This is a genomic window from Caulobacter sp. GW821-FHT10A06 (genome assembly GCF_059415805.1).
In genome coordinates this window covers 29,284-47,061 of record NZ_JBWKNY010000010.1, presented here as the reverse complement: position 1 = coordinate 47,061, position 17,778 = coordinate 29,284, and the positions used below count along the sequence as shown (strand labels likewise).

Annotated in this window: 17 protein-coding genes and 1 pseudogene; 10 read left to right on the top strand and 8 right to left on the bottom strand. The window is 66.2% G+C overall.

Annotation, left to right across the window (positions count from 1 at the left end; genetic code table 11):
- Positions 1–12 precede the first annotated feature (12 nt).
- Together AC07NF_RS25975 and AC07NF_RS25970 are read left to right on the top strand one after the other, a co-directional pair.
- Positions 13–705, top strand: a complete 693-nt coding sequence (locus AC07NF_RS25975) for a DUF6624 domain-containing protein (RefSeq protein WP_492811929.1) — start codon at positions 13–15, stop codon at positions 703–705.
- A gap of 306 nt (positions 706–1,011) precedes the next feature.
- Positions 1,012–1,125, top strand: a pseudogene (locus tag AC07NF_RS25970) (integrase); the annotation flags it as partial.
- Positions 1,126–1,545: 420 nt separating this feature from the next.
- Here AC07NF_RS25970 and AC07NF_RS25965 read toward each other — a convergent pair.
- Positions 1,546–1,881 (bottom strand): hypothetical protein, encoded by a 336-nt coding sequence (locus AC07NF_RS25965; protein ID WP_492811928.1) that lies wholly within the window; start codon positions 1,879–1,881, stop codon positions 1,546–1,548.
- 516 nt (positions 1,882–2,397) lie between these two features.
- On the opposite strand from AC07NF_RS25965, the gene AC07NF_RS25960 reads away from it, so the two are divergent.
- The 4 genes from AC07NF_RS25960 (at position 2,398) to AC07NF_RS25945 (ending at position 4,616) form a co-directional block, all read left to right on the top strand.
- Entirely contained in the window at positions 2,398–3,021 is a 624-nt protein-coding gene (locus tag AC07NF_RS25960) for a hypothetical protein (RefSeq protein WP_494633908.1), read from the top strand.
- 124 nt (positions 3,022–3,145) lie between these two features.
- A complete protein-coding gene (locus AC07NF_RS25955; protein ID WP_492811924.1) occupies positions 3,146–3,667 on the top strand; it encodes a hemerythrin domain-containing protein in 522 nt (173 codons plus the stop codon).
- A complete protein-coding gene (locus tag AC07NF_RS25950; protein WP_492811922.1) occupies positions 3,667–4,077 on the top strand; it encodes a low affinity iron permease family protein in 411 nt (136 codons plus the stop codon). Before AC07NF_RS25955 ends, AC07NF_RS25950 begins: the two co-directional genes overlap by 1 nt.
- Positions 4,074–4,616 (top strand): DUF1003 domain-containing protein, encoded by a 543-nt coding sequence (locus tag AC07NF_RS25945; RefSeq protein WP_492811921.1) that lies wholly within the window; start codon positions 4,074–4,076, stop codon positions 4,614–4,616. The genes AC07NF_RS25950 and AC07NF_RS25945 overlap by 4 nt, the downstream gene beginning before the upstream one ends.
- 17 nt (positions 4,617–4,633) lie before the next feature.
- Here AC07NF_RS25945 and AC07NF_RS25940 read toward each other — a convergent pair whose 3' ends face one another.
- Positions 4,634–5,005, bottom strand: a complete 372-nt coding sequence (locus tag AC07NF_RS25940; protein WP_492811920.1) for a response regulator — start codon at positions 5,003–5,005, stop codon at positions 4,634–4,636.
- Positions 5,006–5,151: 146 nt separating this feature from the next.
- Here AC07NF_RS25940 and AC07NF_RS25935 point away from each other — a divergent pair, with 146 nt between their 5' ends.
- The 3 genes from AC07NF_RS25935 to AC07NF_RS25925 all read left to right on the top strand — a co-directional run bounded on the left by AC07NF_RS25935 (position 5,152) and on the right by AC07NF_RS25925 (position 7,513).
- Positions 5,152–5,496: a hypothetical protein gene (locus AC07NF_RS25935; protein ID WP_492811918.1), complete on the top strand. Its 345-nt coding sequence runs from the start codon at positions 5,152–5,154 to the stop codon at positions 5,494–5,496.
- A gap of 50 nt (positions 5,497–5,546) precedes the next feature.
- Positions 5,547–6,254, top strand: coding sequence for a hypothetical protein (locus tag AC07NF_RS25930; protein WP_492811917.1), 708 nt, complete (start codon positions 5,547–5,549; stop codon positions 6,252–6,254).
- A gap of 128 nt (positions 6,255–6,382) precedes the next feature.
- Entirely contained in the window at positions 6,383–7,513 is a 1,131-nt protein-coding gene (locus AC07NF_RS25925; RefSeq protein ID WP_492811915.1) for an extracellular catalytic domain type 1 short-chain-length polyhydroxyalkanoate depolymerase, read from the top strand.
- A gap of 40 nt (positions 7,514–7,553) precedes the next feature.
- On the opposite strand, the gene AC07NF_RS25920 is transcribed toward AC07NF_RS25925, so the two are convergent.
- A complete protein-coding gene (locus AC07NF_RS25920; protein ID WP_494633903.1) occupies positions 7,554–10,889 on the bottom strand; it encodes a TRCF domain-containing protein in 3,336 nt (1,111 codons plus the stop codon).
- A 186-nt stretch (positions 10,890–11,075) separates the two neighbouring features.
- On the opposite strand from AC07NF_RS25920, the gene AC07NF_RS25915 reads away from it, so the two are divergent.
- Entirely contained in the window at positions 11,076–12,227 is a 1,152-nt protein-coding gene (locus tag AC07NF_RS25915) for a DUF2252 family protein (protein WP_494633901.1), read from the top strand.
- A gap of 377 nt (positions 12,228–12,604) precedes the next feature.
- On the opposite strand, the gene AC07NF_RS25910 is transcribed toward AC07NF_RS25915, so the two are convergent.
- The 5 genes from AC07NF_RS25910 to AC07NF_RS25890 form a co-directional block, all read right to left on the bottom strand.
- Positions 12,605–13,621: a glycine zipper 2TM domain-containing protein gene (locus AC07NF_RS25910; RefSeq protein ID WP_492811909.1), complete on the bottom strand. Its 1,017-nt coding sequence runs from the start codon at positions 13,619–13,621 to the stop codon at positions 12,605–12,607.
- A 175-nt stretch (positions 13,622–13,796) separates the two neighbouring features.
- Complete coding sequence (locus tag AC07NF_RS25905; protein WP_494633898.1) at positions 13,797–13,973, bottom strand: hypothetical protein; 177 nt, start codon at positions 13,971–13,973, stop codon at positions 13,797–13,799.
- A 74-nt stretch (positions 13,974–14,047) separates the two neighbouring features.
- Complete coding sequence (locus AC07NF_RS25900; RefSeq protein WP_492811907.1) at positions 14,048–14,953, bottom strand: NAD(P)/FAD-dependent oxidoreductase; 906 nt, start codon at positions 14,951–14,953, stop codon at positions 14,048–14,050.
- 18 nt (positions 14,954–14,971) lie between these two features.
- Positions 14,972–15,364 (bottom strand): DUF3597 family protein, encoded by a 393-nt coding sequence (locus AC07NF_RS25895; RefSeq protein ID WP_492811906.1) that lies wholly within the window; start codon positions 15,362–15,364, stop codon positions 14,972–14,974.
- A gap of 79 nt (positions 15,365–15,443) precedes the next feature.
- Entirely contained in the window at positions 15,444–17,630 is a 2,187-nt protein-coding gene (locus AC07NF_RS25890; RefSeq protein ID WP_492811904.1) for a catalase, read from the bottom strand.
- Positions 17,631–17,778: the final 148 nt, after the last annotated feature.

Below are 17,778 nucleotides of genomic sequence, written 5' to 3'. Positions count from 1 at the left end.
CCGGAGCAGGGCATGAGCTTACGCCGCTTTGGAGAGCGAGTTTGTTTTTGGCTGGCGCTGCTGGTGTTCTCCGGAGCGGTCGGTGTCGCGCCCGCCTTGGCGGCGGCGGATATCGTCGCCAAGGCGACAGCTGAAATCGCCCAGATACAGGCCGATCAGGCCTTGATCAGCGAACTTGCCGGCATGGGTGCGGTCGACCGTGAGATGCGCGAGCGTTTCATCGCCCTGCGTAAAGTGGCCAGTGAGCCCGAGCGCGTGCAACTCGACCTGATTTGGAAGGCCAAGTACGCCCCCATTGATCGGGCTCATGCCGACCGCCTGAAGGCCTTGATCGGCGATGGACCCTGGTTCAGCCGCAACCAGATCGGACCCATCGCCGAACGGGCGGCCGTATCGATCGTCAACCACTCCAACGATCTGACGTTCCAGAAGCAAATGCTGGCCAAGATGGAGCCGCTCGCGGGTGTCGAAACGCCGAACGGCTACGCCAATCTCTATGACCGTGTCGCCGTGCAGGAAGGGCGCCCGCAACGCTACGCCACGCAAGCAGCCCAGTGCGTTTCGGGGACGAGTACGCCCCCGGCGAACCTGGAGGATCCGGCTAAAGTCGATGCTCGTCGAAGGCAAGTGGGTCTGGAGCCTTTGAGCGAGTATCTGGCCAATCTCGACAAGACTTATGGTCCTTGCACGGGCGTTGGAAGGTAGGCCTTCTCGCCAAACACCCGCTTCTTCTCAGCCCAAAAAAGGAGGTTGTTCATGTCATCAAACCCGAAGGATCGGCCTTTCATTCTCCGGTCTGAAGCTCTTGAAACCACACCCGAAGATCGCAGCCGCCGCGCCGAGATTATCTCCGAACTGACAGATGCGGATCTCGACCGCGTGGCCGGCGGAACTAATCGGCCGGACTTCGGGTCTGACTGGGAGCCAGACAGGCCCGCGGACGCTTACACCGACTCCTGAACGTCATGAGAGGTGGCGCCCCTCAATGCGCTGACCTGCGAGATGATCGCCAACCCGAGTGCATGCCAACCGCTACTCGGACATGGGAAGCTCGAGAGCGCCGCTCGGCATCTTGGCATTGACGCGGACGACGCTCTCGAGATGTCCGAGCAGATCGATCTCTAAGGCGCTAGGGCGCCAGTTCAGTCGGGGCGAGAGTTAAGCGCCCCTCCGATGAACGCCGCATGCCTGGAGGCGCGCCAATGTAGCAAGTGGCGCTGCCCTGCCTTCTAGCGCCGGGGAGATCCCAGGCGCGGTGGCTTCACAGCTGCTTGCTATCGGCCGCTTGGCTGGCTGGCATAGTGCCCGAAGACCCAAGCTGGCTGCGAGGGCGACCAACCGAACGTCCAATCCTTGGAAGCAAGCTAATGTCCGCTGATGGCGCGTCTCGGCCGGCGACAGGCGTTCGGTTAAGGCTAGTAACGCCGAAAGTATAGTTGCCGTGTGAGCGCAGAAGACGAGCGAGCATGGGGCTATGTTAGAGCCTGATCATGGCGACGCTAGGTGTGGTCGAGTTCGTTGGGCAGAAAATCCAAACCTGGAGTCCTAGGCCTTGGCGTTTAGCTCGGCGACCACCCTGGCGTGGCCCGCCTGGGCGCCTTGCCAGCTATCGTACAGATACGTTTCCGTGAGCTCCCCATTCTCAAACACCGCCGTCTCGAAGACCACGGGCTGATCAAAATCTGGCCGGTCGGGCACGTCCAGGTCCTGGTCCATGCCGGAGAATACGGTCGAGACCCTGAACCGGCCGCCGATATTGGTTTGGGCGACGATGCGGCTGCCGTCGGCCAGTGAGGCTCTCATCCAGGCCTCCCAGGCTGCGGCGTTGGGCTCGGGGACCGGCGTGGTGCCGTGAAGGATGTAGGTCCAAGTCTCGGGCATGGTCACTCCTTAAGCGCCAACCTAGCAGAAAGTCTGAGTGCGGCGAGTCCTGGTACCGGGATGAGGACGTCTCAAGCGGCCCTGGATCTTCGCTAGACGAAGCGGGTGTCTGGTCGGCGGTTTCGGCGGTCATGATTCCAAGTTGGAGGCTGTGACATCCAGGAGCCGCGCCCCGCCCGTAACGGGTAGGCTGTGCGAATTTTTGGGTGCGCGCGCTACCTCGAATGTCTAGTTCCTGGAGGAGCGGCAAGGACAGCTCGTGGCGCGATGTCGCCAGTACCGCGCCGCGAGCGGCTCGCTGTTCTCGAGGGCGGCCCGACCGTGCCGTTTCGCCGACCCGCTGGGCGCGGCGCACAAGCCACGAGCAAGCGGTCGTACTGTTCCTCATTTAAGGTCTGTCGAGATTCGCGCCGTGCATTTTGCCAAGGCGGAGATTGTCCTTGGCGGGCCTAGGTTCGGCGCGCATGGTGCTTTGAGGCGCCATCCGAAGGGCCCCGTTGATCGGGAGGCATCAGCATGGCGATCGATAGTCTCTCCGAACTCGAACGCGACGCCTTGACGGAGCTTGTCAATATTGCCGTCAGCGGCGCGGCGACGCGACTGCGGGCCATGATCGGCTCGGAAGTGTCTCTGAAGGTCCCGGTCGTCGAGGTCCACGAAGCTGAAGACGCCGCGCGGGCGCTTGTTAGTTTCAACGGCGAGACGCTGACGGCCGTGCGCCAGGCATTTTCCGGGCGACTGAACGGTCAGACGATGTTGCTGTTCGGTCCTGAGGACGGCCATACGCTGGCGCGGGCTGTCCTGGGCGAAGGCTATTTCGAAGAGGATTATGCGGACCTGCAGGACGATACGCTGGGCGAGATCGGCAACGTCCTGCTTCTGGGGCTTTTGGCCACCATCGGCTCGATGTTGAACTTAACCTTCAAGGTGGCCATACCGACCGTCTCGATCCTGGTGGCGGACGAACTGTTTCCCGCCGAAGACGGCCGCGTGGTCCTGCTGATCCATGTCGACTTCAGCGTCCGCCAGATCAATACGCGCGGCTATTTCGCGCTGGTCCTGGGGCTGGGCAGCTTTGAAGCCTTGCACGAGATCATCCGTGCATTTCTGTGCGACCTTTTCGAGACCGCCCCAGCCTAGCGAGCGCTCCGTTAAGCCTGGTATTCGCGAACGTATCGCAAGTCCTGCCGAAGGCGGAACGACCGCCTAAGCGCCCCGTTGCTTGTCTCGACAGTCTCCCTGGCTGTTCATGGAGACTAACACGATGGCTGACGCCCCCAAACTCGACGCCGTGGCCCTGCTGAAGGCCGATCACCGCAAGGTCGAAGATCTTTTCGCCAAATTCGAAGCCGCCACCGGCGACGGCAAGAAGAAGGCCCTGGCCGAGCAGATCTGCATGGAGTTGACCGTCCACACCAAGATCGAGGAGGACATCTTCTACCCGGCCTGCGAGGGCAAGGTGGAGGCGGACCTGCTGAAGGAAGCCTATGTTGAGCACGACGGCGCCAAGGTGCTGATCGCCGAGATCGAAGCGGGCGGCCCGAACGACGAATTCTACGACGCCAAGATCAAGGTGCTCTCGGAAATGATCGAGCACCACGTCAAGGAAGAAGAACAGCGCGTCGAAGGCATGTTCAGCCAAGCCCGCAAGGCCGGCCTCGACATGGATGCCCTGGGCGAGCAGATGGCGGCCGAGAAGGCCGAGTTGGTCGCCAGCTACAAGGCCGGCGGTCTACCGGTCCCCGAGACGCCGACCCTGCAAGGCACGGTGCTCGCGGCCCACTGATGGACAAGCTGTTCGCGAAGTTCGCGAACGCCACGGCGAAGGCGACGGGTAGCCCCGTCGCCTTTTTGCTGTGCGTCGCATCCGTGCTGATCTGGGCCGTTACCGGGCCGATCTTCAAGTTCTCCGAGACTTGGCAGCTGGTGATCAACACCGGCACGACCATCGTCACTTTCCTGATGGTGTTTCTGATCCAGAACACCCAGAACCGTGACGGCGTCGCCCTCCAGACCAAGCTCGACGAACTGATCCGCGCCTCCGACGCTGAGGACGAGTTCATGGGCATCGAGAAGCTGACCGACAAGGAGCTCGCCGCCCTGCACCTGCGCTGTGAACGCGCCGCCGAGCGCAGCACCAGGGTCGCCGACAAGGCCAAGGCTGAACGCGCGGCGCGCGCCACGGTCGCGCCATGAGCGGGTCCGAAAAGGATGGGAGCGGCGTCAACCGCTCCGACCACGTCGCCGAGTCCGTCGAAGCGGTCGCCAGCTTTCACCGCGAGCACTATCGCAGCGCCACCGGCCTGCAGCGCGCGATCGACGCCGTTACCGATCGTCTGGGCCGCCCGGCGGCGGTGATCGTTCTTCTCATTGTGGTCTGCGCCTGGGCGGGTCTGGCGGCCTGGCGCGGCGGCGGACAGGTCGATCAGCCGTCCTTCGCCTGGCTGGAGTTGGCGGCAACGGTCGCGGCCCTGCTGGTCGCTTTCTTGATCCTTGTCACTCAGCGGCGCGAGGACCTGCTGGCCGATCGCCGCGCCCAGCTCACCCTGGAACTGGCGCTGCTGGCCGATAAGAAGAACGCCAAGATCATCGAGCTTCTGGAAGCGCTGCGCCGCGACGAACCCAGTCTGGCTAATCGCTTCGATCCGGAGTCCGAGGATATGGCCAAGCCGACGGACGCGGCCGCTGTGGCCGCCTCGATCGAGGCCAATGCCAGCGACCCGCGCCGAGCCTAATTGGCGTAGCCCTCAATTCAGGCCAGGCGCAGGGCGACCGACGTGACCGTGTCGACCATCTCGTCGAGCCTGTAGGGCTTGGCCATGAAGCGACCATCGTCCGGAACCGGAGCCTGCAAGGCCTGTCCCGAAGTTACGACGAGCTGGATGCAGGGCCAGAGCTCATGGACGAGCGCGGCCAGTTCCAGGCCGTCGAACGCTCCAGGCATGTTGACGTCGGTGAACAGCACGCCCACGTCGGCCCGCGACTTGAGGATATCCAGGGCCTCCTGGGCGCAATTGGCCTGGATAACCTGGAAGCCGGCGTCTTCAAGACTCTGGCACGCCACCATCCGAACAACGGGCTCGTCGTCGACCAGCAAAACGAGGGTGTGATTGGGATGGGTCATGGGACGGCAACTGGTGGCAGGTCGCAAGGTTCCCAAGGGAATCGTTCCGCAAGAATTTGAATTTATTAATAAAGATTGGGCTTCGCTAAGGTTGGAACCATGTGGTGGTCGAGGGTTTCCCTTCCCACCTCTGGGAGATCCAAGACATGTTGAGACCGATTATGGGCGTCGCGCTGGCCGCGATGCTGCTGGCCGCGTGCGGCCAGAAGAACGCCGACCGTGATAAGGTCGAAGGGCCGGCCGTGTCGGCCGCCGCCGCGCCGACCAATGTCGCCGTCGACACCAAGCCCACCACCGGCGAGAGCGGCCCGACGCCGGGCGCCAGCTCCTACACCGCTGACCAGGCGCGGATGGCGATCGAGAAGGCCGGCTACACCGAGCTTGGCCCGCTGAACCAGAACGCCAATGGCCTTTGGCAGGGCGAGGCCATGAAGGACGGCAAGAAGGTCAGCGTGTCGATCGACTACAAGGGCGCGATCACCGCGCTCTAGGTCTCGACGCGTCGCCGTCTCCAAATCACATCACACCTAGGACGCCTATCATGAGCAAGACGATCACCCGGCTGTTCGATAGCCATACCCAAGCCCTCGACGCGATCTCCGATCTGGAAGCGCGCGGCATCGACCACGACAAGATCAGTCTGGTCTCCAACAATGCCGACAAGTGGCACGACGGCCATAAGCACACCGATGGCGACAACGACACGGCCGATGGCGCGGGCAAGGGCGCAGCCACTGGCGGCCTGTTCGGCGGCGGCGCGGGCCTGCTGGCCGGCCTCGGCATGCTGGCGATTCCAGGTCTTGGCCCGGTCGTGGCGGCCGGCTGGCTGGCGGCCACCGCCGTGGGCGCGGCGGTCGGCGCCGTCGCCGGCGCGGCCACCGGCGGCCTCCTGGGCGCGCTGAAGGACGCGGGTCACAGCGACGACGAAGCCAATGTCTATTCTGAAGGCGTTCGTCGCGGCGGCAGCCTCGTTAGCGTCAAGGCGCATGACGACGAGATCGCCACGGTCGAAAGCATCCTGAGCGATCGCCGCGGCGTGGATGCGGCGATGCGCGGCGACGCCTACCGCCAGACCGGTTGGACGGGCTTCGATCCGGCCGCCACGCCCTACAGCACGGACGATATCGGCCGCGAGCGGGCGCTGTATGGCGAGTCGCGCTCGTTCTCGCCGACCGACGATGTCGCCGTCGATGACGACACGCGTCGCGCCGAGCGTCCGGCGACGGACCCGATCCGCCCAGGTTACTGATCGAAATGCGCCGCCTCCCGGAGTTCTGGGAGCGGCGCGAAAGACGTGATCAAGCGTGATGCCACGTTTGCTGCATCGCAGCATTATACTGCGATGCAGCATTTGGCTGCGCTGATCAGGATGACGGCATGCCGGGCCTAGGTGACACGACCGCGATGCTGGCGCGGCTGCGCAAGACATCGTCCTTCTCGTCAGGATCCGGCGGAGCTCTAGAACGGACGGAGTCCTTCGGGCCCAATCCTGGCCAGCTGAATCTGCTGAGCTATCGGCCCGCGCGGCTGCTCCCGGGCGCGCCCCTGGTGGTGGTCCTGCACGGCTGCACACAGGCGGCCGAGACCTACGCCGTCAATGCCGGCTGGCTTACGCTGGCCGACCGTTTCGGCTTCATGGTCCTGGCCGCCGAGCAGCTCGCGTCCAATAACCCCAATCGCTGCTTCAACTGGTTCTCGCCGGGCGACGTTCGTCGGGGAGAGGGCGAGGCCGCATCGATCGCGTCCATGGTGGCGCATCTGGTCGCGGCCCATGATCTCAACGCGGACCAAGTCTTCATCACCGGCCTGTCGGCGGGCGGCGCGATGACCGCGGCCATGTTGGCGACCTATCCAGACGTCTTCGCGGGCGGCGCGGTGATCGGCGGCTTGCCCTATGGCGTCGCGCGCAATGTCCAGGATGCGTTGCGGGTGATGAGCCGCGCCGACGGCCGCGCGGCCGGGGAGTTGGGCGCTCTGGTCCCCAGGCCGCAAGGGAAGGGGCGTCCCCCGCGCCTGTCCATCTGGCATGGCGAGGCCGACTTCACCGTTCAGTCGGGAAATGCGCATGACCTGGCCCAGCAATGGAGCGCCGTCCATGGCTTGTCTTCGGCCCCGCATCGCGTCGAGCCTCATGCCTTCGGGACACGCTCGGTCTGGCGATCGGCGGTGGGAGAACCACTGGTCGAAATGAATCTCGTACGGGGCCTGGGCCATGGAACGCCGCTGTCGACCAAGGGCGAGGACCCGCTTGGCAAGGTGGCGCCGTTCATGTTGGAAGCGGGCGTCTCCTCGTCGCTCGAGATTATCAGGTTCTGGGGGATCGATACGGCAATCAAACGGGCGGCGTCAGTTCAACCTGCCGCGGAAGCCGTGGCGATGCCGACCGTATCGGGGGATTCGGAAGGTGGTCACCTGGGCCAAGTGGTTATGGACGCGGTCAGCGCGGTCGCGCCCGGTGTTCAGGAGACCATCGCCAAGGCGCTACGGGCCGCTGGCCTGCTGAAATAGAACGGAAGGACAAAATTCCGCCGTGCCCCGCCGTAAGGGGTCACCTCGCTAACGCCAGTAGGAGACGCTCCACCAGCAGGCGACGCGCGTCTCCGTCTTCGGTGGGAGCGGCGATCAGCAGCCGGTTGTCCTCCAGCCGAGCTTGCGGAGCGACGCGCGCCGTTCGGCCGAGCGCGAGGGCAGTTTCGGCCGGGTCGAGGGTCAGGGCCAGACCTTTGGGCCCCGCACTGACCTGGCGGACATTGGCGGCGCGCGCCAGGATCTGCAGACGCGTCAAGCCCAGCAGGTTCACGGTCGCCGGTGGCACGGCGCCGAAGCGGTCCTCCAGCTCCTCCTCGAAGGCGTCGATCTCGGCCAGACCCTCCAGCCGAGCCAACCGTGCATAGAGGTTGATCCGCGTGACCGGGTCGGGGACGTAGTCCAGCGGGATCGCGCCGGCTTCGCCTAGGTTCAGCACGGGCGTCCATTCGGCGGCCTTGGCTTCGCCGCGCGCCACGCGCACCGCGCGTTCGAGCAGGCGCTGATAGAGCGCCGCCCCGATCATCCGGATGTGGCCGGCCTGGTCTTCCCCGACCAGATCGCCGCCGCCGCGCAGGTCGAGGTCCCGCGCGCTGATCGCTAGGCCGGAGCCCAGCCGATCGAAGGCTTCAAGCGTCGAGAGTCGCGCCCGCGTGGCCTCGGACATATCGTCGTGGGGATCGGCCAGCAGATAGGCGATGCCCTGGACGCGCCCACGCCCGACCCGACCCCGCAGCTGGTGCAGTTGCGACAGGCCGAACCGATCGGGACGCCAGACGAACATGGTGTTGGCGCGCGGTACGTCGAGACCGCTCTCGATGATGTTGGTAGCCAACAGGACATCGCCTTGGCCGTCGGCGAAGCCGACCATCACCGCGTCAGCGTCCTCGGCCGAAAGGCCTCCGTGGGCGACGAGCACGGAGAGCTCGGGCGCCAGTTGGGCCAATCGCTCGGTCAACGGTTCGATGTCCTCAATGCGCGGAACGACGAAGAAGCTCTGGCCGCTGCGCCGCTTCTCGCGCAGCAGGGCAGTGCGCAGGCTGGCCGGATCGAACGGGGCTAGGAAGGTGCGTATCGGCCGACGGCGCGCCGGCGGGCTGGCGATCAGGCTGACGTCCTGAATCCCGACCATCGCCGCCTGCAGAGTGCGCGGGATCGGCGTGGCGGTTAGGGTCAGCAGGTGGCCGTCCCTCGCCAAGTCGCGCAGCTGCGCCTTCAGCGCGGCGCCGAACTTCTGCTCCTCGTCGATGATCATCAGGCCCAGATTGTCGAAGGCCACATCCTTCCCAGCCAGGGCTTGAGTGCCGATCACCACCCCGATCTCGCCTCTGTCCAAGCCATGTTTGACAGCGCGGGCCTCGGCCGGGGTTACCAGGCGCGACAGATGGGCGACGCCGATGCCCGTACCGGCGAAGCGGCGGCGGAAGGTCTCGAAATGCTGCCGCGCCAGCACCGTGGTCGGCGCGGCGATGGCGACCTGGCGTCCGCCCAACGCCACGGCCGCTGCGGCGCGCAGAGCCACCTCCGTCTTGCCGAAGCCGACGTCGCCGCAGATCAACCGATCCATCGGCCGCCCAGAGGCCAGATCGGCCAGCACGGCCTCGATGGCGGCGGACTGATCGGGCGTCTCCGGATAGGCGAAGCGCGCCGCGAACTTGGCGTAGGCCGCCTTGGGGGGAACGATCGGCTCGCACGTGCGCGCCTCGCGGGCCTTGGCCAGGGCGACCAGCTGCAGCGCGGCCTCGTCGACCTGGCGGCTGACCTCGGCTCGGCGCTTTGTCCAGCCGTCGCCGGTCAGACGGTCCAGGGTGACGGCGGTGTCCTCGGCGCCATAGCGCCAGATGCGTCCAATCTCCTCGACGGGCGCGAGAACGCTGGCCCCGCCATAGTATTCCAGCTGCAGGGTGTCGCGCTCCAGGCCGTCGATCGCCACGCTCTTGAGGTCGCGCAGAACGCCGACCCCGTGGTCCTCGTGCAGGATGACGTCGCCTATCCGCAGGTCGGGCTCGGCCAGCAGGTCCGAGGCGCTGGTCGCGCTGCGGGCGGCGATGCGGCCGCCAACCACGTCACTGGCGGCGATCACCGCCAAGCCCGCTGCGGCGTCGACGAAGCCGGTGTCCAGATCGAGCTGCAGGCTGACCACCTCGCCAAGATCGCAGGCCAGGGCGGCGGCCCAGTCGGCGACCGGCGTGGGCTTGAGGTCGAGGCCCCGCGCCAGGGCCTTGGCCAGCGGCCGCTGCTCGTGCTTGAGGCCGGTCAGCACCACGCGCCGATGCGCTTGGCGCTGCGCCTCGACCAGATCGCAGAACGCCCGACCCGGATTGCGCTGGGTCGCCAGGTTGGGGATGGAGGTGACGTCGTCGAGGTCGAGGACTCGAGGCGTCCAACTGGCCAGTCCATCCGCCAGCGCTTCGCCGAACAGGTAGAGGCCAGCGGGGGCGGGCGGCGTCTGGCCATCGATCCCGCCAAGGCTTTGCCGCGCCTCGAACGCCTCGACGATGTGCAGTTCGACGTCGGCGAGGCGAGCAGGGGTCTTGTTGTCCTGCGAGACGCGCGCCTTGGGCAGGATGTCGAACAGGGTTTCAAGCGCGCCGTAGCGGTCGGCCATGGCATGCTCCAGGCCCTGCGAGCGCGGCGGCGAAGCCTCGTCGCCCTCCTGCGCCTCGTCGATCCACTCGCTGGCGGGGCCCAGCAGCAGGGCCTCGGCTTGGCCTTCGGAGCGCTGGGTGAGCGGGTCGTAGAGACGGATCTCGTTAATCGCTCCCGTCTCGTCCAGCACGATGCGCACTGGACGGGCCGCATCGGCCGGAAAGATATCGGTGACCTCGCCAAGGAAGGCGATTTCGCCGGGCTCGTCGATGCGGTCGTCCACGACATAGCCCGTGCAGGCGGCGAACCGCGCCAGGGCCTGGAGATCGAGGGGCGCGCCGCGCTCCAGTGTCATGAACGCCGTGTCCAGGATCGTCCGGGGCGGAAGCTTCTGGACCAGCGCTTCGGGCGAGGTGACGACGATGCGTGGGACGCTGGCCTTGGCGGCCAGGGCGCGCAAGGTCCGCATCCGCCGTCCCATGAGGTCGCGCGAGGGGGAGGCGCGATCATAGGGCAGGCAATCCCACGGCGGCAGGACCAGGACCTCAAAGTCGTTGGTCAGGCCGGCCAGCGCTCGGCCGATCTCCTCGGCCCGGCGCTCGCTGGAGGCGATGTGAATGCTGACGCCACGCCCGACACTGGCGGCCAAGGCGACAGCGACCGCCGCGGCCGGAGCCTGTGCCCCGGCGTTGGCGCGAGGACGTTCGGGCCGCGCGCCGGGGGTGAGAATATCGCCGATCGGCGGTTCGACGTCTTCGGTCGTGGGCATGAAGTCCTTCCCCCGCGCGAACCTCAGAATGGCCGCGCAGGGAGCAAACACCGCGCGTTCCAGGTCGTTGCACTGCGGTTTGGCGTACATTTGTTCCGTGGAGTCGCCGACACAGGAACGTGGCCGTGCGCGCGCCGTTGTCGTCTTCCGCGCGTCTCGTTCAGGGAGGGCGTCAGGGGATCGATCATGGGGCAATCGCAACCGGGCAAGGCCAGCAAGGCGCCGCGCCCCTCCGAACGCGGGCCCGTTCTCACGCGCATGCGCAATCTGAAGATGGCGCGTTCTGCCCACGCTTATGTGCGCGGCAGCACCGTCAAGTTCTACGAGTGGCTGGAGGCGAGCGGCGGAAAGCTGCCCAGTGGTCCGCCGATCTGGATCTGCGGCGACTGTCATATTGGCAATATGGGCCCGCTGGCCGACGCCAAGGGCCGCGTCGACATCCAGATCCGCGATCTGGACCAGACCGTGATCGGTAATCCGGCCCACGACCTGATCCGCCTGGGTCTGTCCCTGGCCTCGGCGGCGCGCGGCTCGGACCTGCCCGGCGTGATCACCGCCCGCATGCTCGAAGGCCTGATCGAAGGTTACGAGGACGCCTTGGCCGAGGACTTCGACGCCAAGTCGCGCCATCCGCCGATGATCGGCGCAGTCCTGGGCGAGGCGTCCAACCGGACCTGGAAGCATCTGGCGGCCGAGCGCCTCAACGGCAGTCGGCCCGAAATCCCGATCGGCAAACGCTTTTGGCCCGTGAACCGCAGCGAGCGGCGAGAGCTGGAAACCTTGTGTCTCAGCCAGCCGATCCGCGACTTGGTGATGGCCCTGAAGTCGCGCGATCGCAAGGCCGAGATCCGTCTCCTCGACGCCGCCTACTGGATGAAGGGCTGCAGCTCCCTGGGGCGTTTGCGCTACGCTGTCCTGCTCGAGGTCGACGGCGGCGACGGCGCGCCCGACATCTGCTTCCTGGACCTGAAGGAGGCGGTGAAGGCCGCCGCGCCGCGTGATCCGAAGGCTGATATGCCGCGCGATAATGCCGAGCGCATCGTCGCCGGCGCGCTGGCGCTGTCACCGAACCTGGGCGAGCGCATGGCCGCCTGTCGCTTGCTGGGCAAGTCGGTAATCGTCCGCGAGCTAATGCCGCAAGACATGAAGATCGAGCTGGTCGGCCTGACGCCGGACGAGGCGATGGCCGCGGCCCAGTCCCTGGCGCGCGTGGTCGGTGACGCGCACGGCCGGCAGATGGATGAGAAGACCCGCCTGGCCGGGGGGCCGAACTGGCCCGCAATCGCTCGGGCCTGCTCGACGCGCCGTCCTGGCTATGGTCCAGCGTCGTGGAGCTGACGGCGGCGCACGAGGCGGCCTACCTCGAACACTGCCGCCGCCATGCTCTGGGTCTGGATCTCTAGGATAAGGCGACGCCGGTTCACTGCCTGGCTCAGCGGGCCTTGGACGGTGAGCGCCCCGTCTTCGTCCGCCGAGGTTCGTTTCCGGCCCAGACGGGCGCGAAGAGCTTGCAGAGCGGAGCCATCAAGGCCGCCACAACCAGCAAGCCGGCTGAGAGTTCGAAGAGCCAGATCATTAGGTTTTCCAAAAGGCGCCAGGCAAAGGGCGCGTTGACGGCGACGCCGTGGGAAATCGGCGAGCGTCCGGAGGCGGAGATCATAGGTATCGAGGTCGCAAGCGCGCGACGTCCGCCACGCGCTTGCGATCGTGCAGGGTCAATAGATGTCGCGGACGTCGACCCTGAGGCTTTTGCTCAACCCGTCGAGCCTGGCCATGATGATCGCCTGTCCCTTGGGGCCGAGATAACCCTGGCGCGTGCGCAAAGATTGCTCCTGGCGCTCGATGGCGACGAGCGTGCGTCTGGCTTGGCTGACCTCCGCCCGGCTCAAGCGGCCGTTCTGCGCGCCGCGATCGATCCGTTCGGCAAGCTGCGCCTGGCGTTCGTCGATGCTGGGCGCGCCTTGTCCCTTGCGTTCGGGGCCTTGGGGCATGTTGGCGTGTTGCGCCCGCGCCTCCGTGGCGAACCATTGGCCGCGCGCGTCATAATAACCGACTGCCTCGCCACGGACCCATCGGCCCTTGTCATAATAACCCGGCTGAGGATCGGCGATCCAGGCGCCGTTGGCGTCTCGACGTCCGCTGGCCTGGCCCTCCATCCAGTGGCCGTCGGCGTCGTAACGGCCCGTGGCAGGGCCCGATATCCACTGCCCGGACCGGTCGTAATAGCCTGACGCGGCGGTGATCCAGCGTCCGTCCTGGGCATAGTAGCCGCCGGCCGAAGCCGGGACCCAGACGTTGTTGGCATAGTAGCCGCTCGCCGAGGCGTCCGTGTTGGCCTGCACCCAGCGTCCGTCGCGCCCGTAGTAGCCGCGCGGCGCGCCGTCGACCCAGCCGCCATCGCGGTTGAAGTAGCCGGTGGCGTCGCCTCGGGCGACGGTGTTGGCGTGCCAGGCGCCTTGGTTGTCATAGAAGCCGTAGGCGCGAGCGCAGTCTTGCTTGCCCTTCGTCGCCTGATTGCCGATCAGGGCGCCAGCGACGCCGCCAACGACCGCGCCTTCATTGCGATTGCCATGACCAGCGATAGCGCTGCCTGCGAGGGCGCCGATACCCGCGCCAGCGAGGGCGCCGACAACGCGGGCGCCTTGCCGCTGCTCGCAGGTCTGTTGCGCGAGCGCGAGGGTGGGGATCAGGGCCGCGGCGCAGACGCCGGCGACCAGGGTTTGAATTCGCATTTTGTGGGGGTTCCTAGGGAAGAGGCGTACTCTTTCCAGAAGGGATATATAGTCTGCTTCATTTATATATTCAAGAATTAAAGAAAGTAATTATGCGTGGAACCAAAATGAAGTTATGAATTGTGAAGAATCTGAAATTCTAAAGCGATGTAAATTCAGATATTTGATTCTGCCTTTACCCGAAGGATCTCGGATCCTGCGGGGTGATGTCCCATCCCTGAGCATTCCGCTCCGCAAGGCCGAGGTCGGTTAAGGCCCGAGCGCTGGAGATGTTGATATACGGGACCTCTTTGCCCTGGCGCTTGCGCTCCAGGTTCTCAAGGGCGTTTCGTTGAGCGTCGGTCAGGTTCATATGCAAGCAACGCGTAGCAGACCGCAAAGGCCCAGATTTACACAGGCATCGTCACTGGAAAGCCTGGCTTGCCGTCAGCGCAGCATGGGCTTGATGGCCGCCAGGTCATTGCGCAGGGTGGTGGCGGCGACGCCGGCCTCGCCCATGGCGTGGCTGATCTGGTCCAGGCCCAGCACCACGTCGCCAGCGGCGTAGAGGCCGGGGATGCTGGTGCGCTGATGAGCGTCGACCTTGATGCAGCCGTCCTCGGTGACCGCCGCGCCCAGGGCCCGCGCAAGGTTGGAATGGACGTCCGATCCCAGCGACGGATAGACGGCGTCGAAGCGCAGACGTCCCGCCGTGCAGGTCACAACAAGACCGTCGCTCTCAAGGTGGAAGTCACACACCGGGCCGGCGAAGCGTTTGACGCCAAGGGTGTCGAGACGCGCGCGGGCAGCCTCGTCCAGCCCATCTTCGCCGGTCAAACCGATCAAGCTGACGTCGGCGGTGTAGCTGCGCAAGAACTCGGCCTCCCGAGCCGCTCGTGGACCACGGCCGACAACCGCTACAACCTGGTCGGTGACTTCGTAGCCGTCGCAGACGGGGCAGTAACGCAGGCGGCCTTGCCGGAGCGCCTCGGCATGAAGGTCGTTGTTCATGAACGGCCGGCGGTTGGTCACGCCGGTGGCTAGCAGGACCGTGCGGGCCGAGATTTCGCGATCGGCCAGGGTGGCGAAAAAGCCATCGGCGCCGCGCCTAAGATCGGTGACGCGTCCGGCGATCAGCTCGGTTCCGTACAGGACAGCCTGTTCGCGCATCCGCTCCAGCAGCGCCACGCCGGAGATCCCTTCGGGAAATCCGGCGTGGTTGCGGGTGAGCGGGATCTGCGCTGCGCGACTGTCGCCGGCGTCGACCACTTGCACGGACAGGTGGAAGCGCGCGGCGTAGATCGCGGCGGTCAGGCCGGCAGGCCCGCCGCCGATGATCAGGCAATCGATCATGCCGGCCAGGATGACCGCCTAGTCTTTCAGGCTGGCCGGAACATGGCCGCCGTTCTCGGCCAGCTTGGCCCAGACCGCCTTTTGCAGGGCGATGTTCTGCTCGGCGCTGCCGTCGGCGCCGACATGGACGCCAAGCTCCTGGCCCAGCTCCGTGCGCGCCTGGAGACTGGAGTCCAAGTCCAGCAGCTTCAGCAGGTCGACGATCGAGGTGCGCCAGTTGCCGCCACCGCCCTTCTGCGCCGCCAGGTCAGTCAGAACGGCCTCGACGTCGACGGGCGCAGAGGGCGCCGGAGTGGACGAAGGCGCTGCTGGGGTGGTCGCAGCGGGCGCGGCCTGAGGCGCTGGGTGCGGCGCTTCCGAGGCCGGGTTGCGGTGGAAGATCTTGTTCAGGATGCTGCTGAAGATGCTCATGTAAATCCTACTGTAGGTCTCACGCGAGGCGTGCGATGTCGGGCTAATCCGCCCGGCTGGGCTTCGTTCCGAGGTGTCGTTAGGCCGCCGCCGCCAGCGGCTTGGGCGGCGGACGCACCAGGGGCTCGCGCGCCCAAACGCGGCCGGCCGAAGCCGCGGCGATGAAGTCGTCGAGGCTGGCGTCGGGCAAGGCGATCAGGCCCGCGTCGTCATCGGGTCCGACATCGATGATCCCGCCGGCCGCGAACAGCGGCGCGGCCGAGGGCAGGTAGGCAATGACCTTCAGGTGGCCGTAGGCGTCGCGCAGGAAGTTGACCGCCGCCGCCTCGATCGCCAGCTGCTCGCCGCCATCGTCGGACGGCAGGATCGCCACCGCGTCGAACAATACCGAAGGACCACCGTCGATCTTGTGATCGACCGGTAGCACCGCGCCGCTGGCCGTGGTGACGCCATAGATGGTCGGGCCGATGATCTGTAGCTTGGCGCCGGCGGCTTCGACCGCTGCCTTCAACTTGGCGATCAGCTTGTCGTCGCAGCCGTCGCTGACCAGGGCGCCGATCTTGCGACCCTCCAGGGTCGGCGCGGCCTTGGCCAGCAAGCTGAGCATCGGCGAAGGCTCCATGTCCTTGGCCGGGATCGGGGCAGGGGCGGGGACGATCTTGCCCGGGAAGCCCAGACCCTCGGCCACCGACTGGGCCAGGAAGTCGTCGATATGGGCCAGCCGCGACAGCACCGCCTCACGGATGCGTGGCGTCACGCACTTGCTGAGCTCGAAGACCAGGGCCGCGACGATGTGGTCCTGCTCGGGCTTGGTCTGGCTGGCGAAGAACAGGCGGGCCTGAGTGTAGTGGTCGGCGAAGGTCTCGGGCCGCAGACGCAGCTGCTCGCCGGCCTCGGGATTGGGGAAGGTCTGGTAGCCGGTCTCCAGCGACTCCCGCGCCACCGCGGCGCCGAGACTGGAGGGCTCATAGTTCACCTGACCCTTGGGCACGCCCATCTGCATGTGGCCGTCACGCTGCAGGTTGTGGAATGGGCACTTGGGCTGGTTGATCGGGATCTGGTGGAAGTTGGGCCCGCCCAGGCGCTTCAGCTGCGTGTCCTGGTACGAAAACAGCCGGCCTTGCAGCAGCGGGTCGTTGGTGAAGTCGATCCCCGGCACGACGTGCGCGGCGCAGTAGGCGACCTGCTCAGTCTCGGCGAAGAAGTTGTCGGGGTTGCGGTCCAACACCATGCGGCCGACCACGCGCAGGGGGATGACCTCCTCGGGGATCAGCTTGGTGGCGTCCAGCACGTCGAAGTCGAAGCTGTCGGCCTGTTCCTGGGTGAAGGTCTGCAGGCAGAACTCCCACTCAGGGAAGTCGCCGCCCTCGATGGCTTCCCACAGGTCGCGGCGGTGGAAGTCGGGATCGGCGCCGTTGATCTTCAGGGCTTCGTCCCAGACCACCGACTGGGCGCCCAGCTTAGGCCGCCAGTGGAACTTGACGAAGGTGCTGTCGCCCGCCGCGTTGATCAGCCTGAAGGTATGGACGCCGAAACCTTCCATCATCCGCAGCGAGCGCGGGATGGCCCGGTCGCTCATCGCCCACATGATCATGTGCATGCTCTCGGGCGTCAGCGAGATGAAGTCCCAGAAGGTGTCGTGAGCCGTCGCCGCCTGCGGGAACTCGCGGTCGGGATCCTGCTTGGCCGCGTGGATCAGGTCGGGAAACTTGATGGCGTCCTGGATAAAGAAGACCGGCATGTTGTTGCCGACGAGATCGAAGTTGCCCTGCTGGGTATAGAACTTGACCGCAAAGCCGCGCACATCGCGCGGCAGGTCGGCCGAGCCCTTGTTGCCGGCTACGGTCGAGAAGCGGGTGAACACCGGAGTCCGCTCGCCCGGCCGCTGCAAGAAGTCGGCGGCGGTGACGTCGGCGCACGAGTCCAGACACTCGAAGAAGCCGTGCGCGGCCGAGCCGCGGGCATGGACCACGCGCTCGGGAATGCGCTCGTGGTCGAAGTGCATGATCTTTTCGCGCAGGATGAAGTCTTGCAGCAGCACCGGACCGCGCGCGCCGGCCTTCAGCGAGTTCTGGTTGTCGCCGATCGGCACGCCCTGATTGGTGGTCAGCTGGGTGTCCGGGCCGTCCGCCTGCTGGTGCGTCTCGCCGCCAGGCGCGACTAGGACTTCGCCCTCGGTCGACGGACCGGCGGGCTGGGGGATCTTCAGTGCGGTCGGGGGCTTGGCGCTGACGCGCGAGGCCTTGGTCTTCGCCGGGGTGGCCATGAGCGTCTTTCGATTGGATGGATGTGCAGGGCTAACGTTGGCCGCAAGCCGAGGTTGCGGTCGGCCATCCGACACATCGGGCGCTGCTCCTTGCGGTCGGGCGACGCCGTGACCCCGCTTCGGGGGCGATGACTGAACCTAGCTTGAG

Coding starts and splice junctions, on each gene's coding strand:
- AC07NF_RS25975 (WP_492811929.1), top strand. CDS start 13: ATGAGCTTACGCCGCTTTGGAGAGCGAGTTTGTTTTTGGCTGGCGCTG.
- AC07NF_RS25965 (WP_492811928.1), bottom strand. CDS start 1,881: ATGCCCGAGACTTGGACCTACATCCTTCACGGCACCACGCCGGTCCCC.
- AC07NF_RS25960 (WP_494633908.1), top strand. CDS start 2,398: ATGGCGATCGATAGTCTCTCCGAACTCGAACGCGACGCCTTGACGGAG.
- AC07NF_RS25955 (WP_492811924.1), top strand. CDS start 3,146: ATGGCTGACGCCCCCAAACTCGACGCCGTGGCCCTGCTGAAGGCCGAT.
- AC07NF_RS25950 (WP_492811922.1), top strand. CDS start 3,667: ATGGACAAGCTGTTCGCGAAGTTCGCGAACGCCACGGCGAAGGCGACG.
- AC07NF_RS25945 (WP_492811921.1), top strand. CDS start 4,074: ATGAGCGGGTCCGAAAAGGATGGGAGCGGCGTCAACCGCTCCGACCAC.
- AC07NF_RS25940 (WP_492811920.1), bottom strand. CDS start 5,005: ATGACCCATCCCAATCACACCCTCGTTTTGCTGGTCGACGACGAGCCC.
- AC07NF_RS25935 (WP_492811918.1), top strand. CDS start 5,152: ATGTTGAGACCGATTATGGGCGTCGCGCTGGCCGCGATGCTGCTGGCC.
- AC07NF_RS25930 (WP_492811917.1), top strand. CDS start 5,547: ATGAGCAAGACGATCACCCGGCTGTTCGATAGCCATACCCAAGCCCTC.
- AC07NF_RS25925 (WP_492811915.1), top strand. CDS start 6,383: ATGCCGGGCCTAGGTGACACGACCGCGATGCTGGCGCGGCTGCGCAAG.
- AC07NF_RS25920 (WP_494633903.1), bottom strand. CDS start 10,889: ATGCCCACGACCGAAGACGTCGAACCGCCGATCGGCGATATTCTCACC.
- AC07NF_RS25915 (WP_494633901.1), top strand. CDS start 11,076: ATGGGGCAATCGCAACCGGGCAAGGCCAGCAAGGCGCCGCGCCCCTCC.
- AC07NF_RS25910 (WP_492811909.1), bottom strand. CDS start 13,621: ATGCGAATTCAAACCCTGGTCGCCGGCGTCTGCGCCGCGGCCCTGATC.
- AC07NF_RS25905 (WP_494633898.1), bottom strand. CDS start 13,973: ATGAACCTGACCGACGCTCAACGAAACGCCCTTGAGAACCTGGAGCGC.
- AC07NF_RS25900 (WP_492811907.1), bottom strand. CDS start 14,953: ATGATCGATTGCCTGATCATCGGCGGCGGGCCTGCCGGCCTGACCGCC.
- AC07NF_RS25895 (WP_492811906.1), bottom strand. CDS start 15,364: ATGAGCATCTTCAGCAGCATCCTGAACAAGATCTTCCACCGCAACCCG.
- AC07NF_RS25890 (WP_492811904.1), bottom strand. CDS start 17,630: ATGGCCACCCCGGCGAAGACCAAGGCCTCGCGCGTCAGCGCCAAGCCC.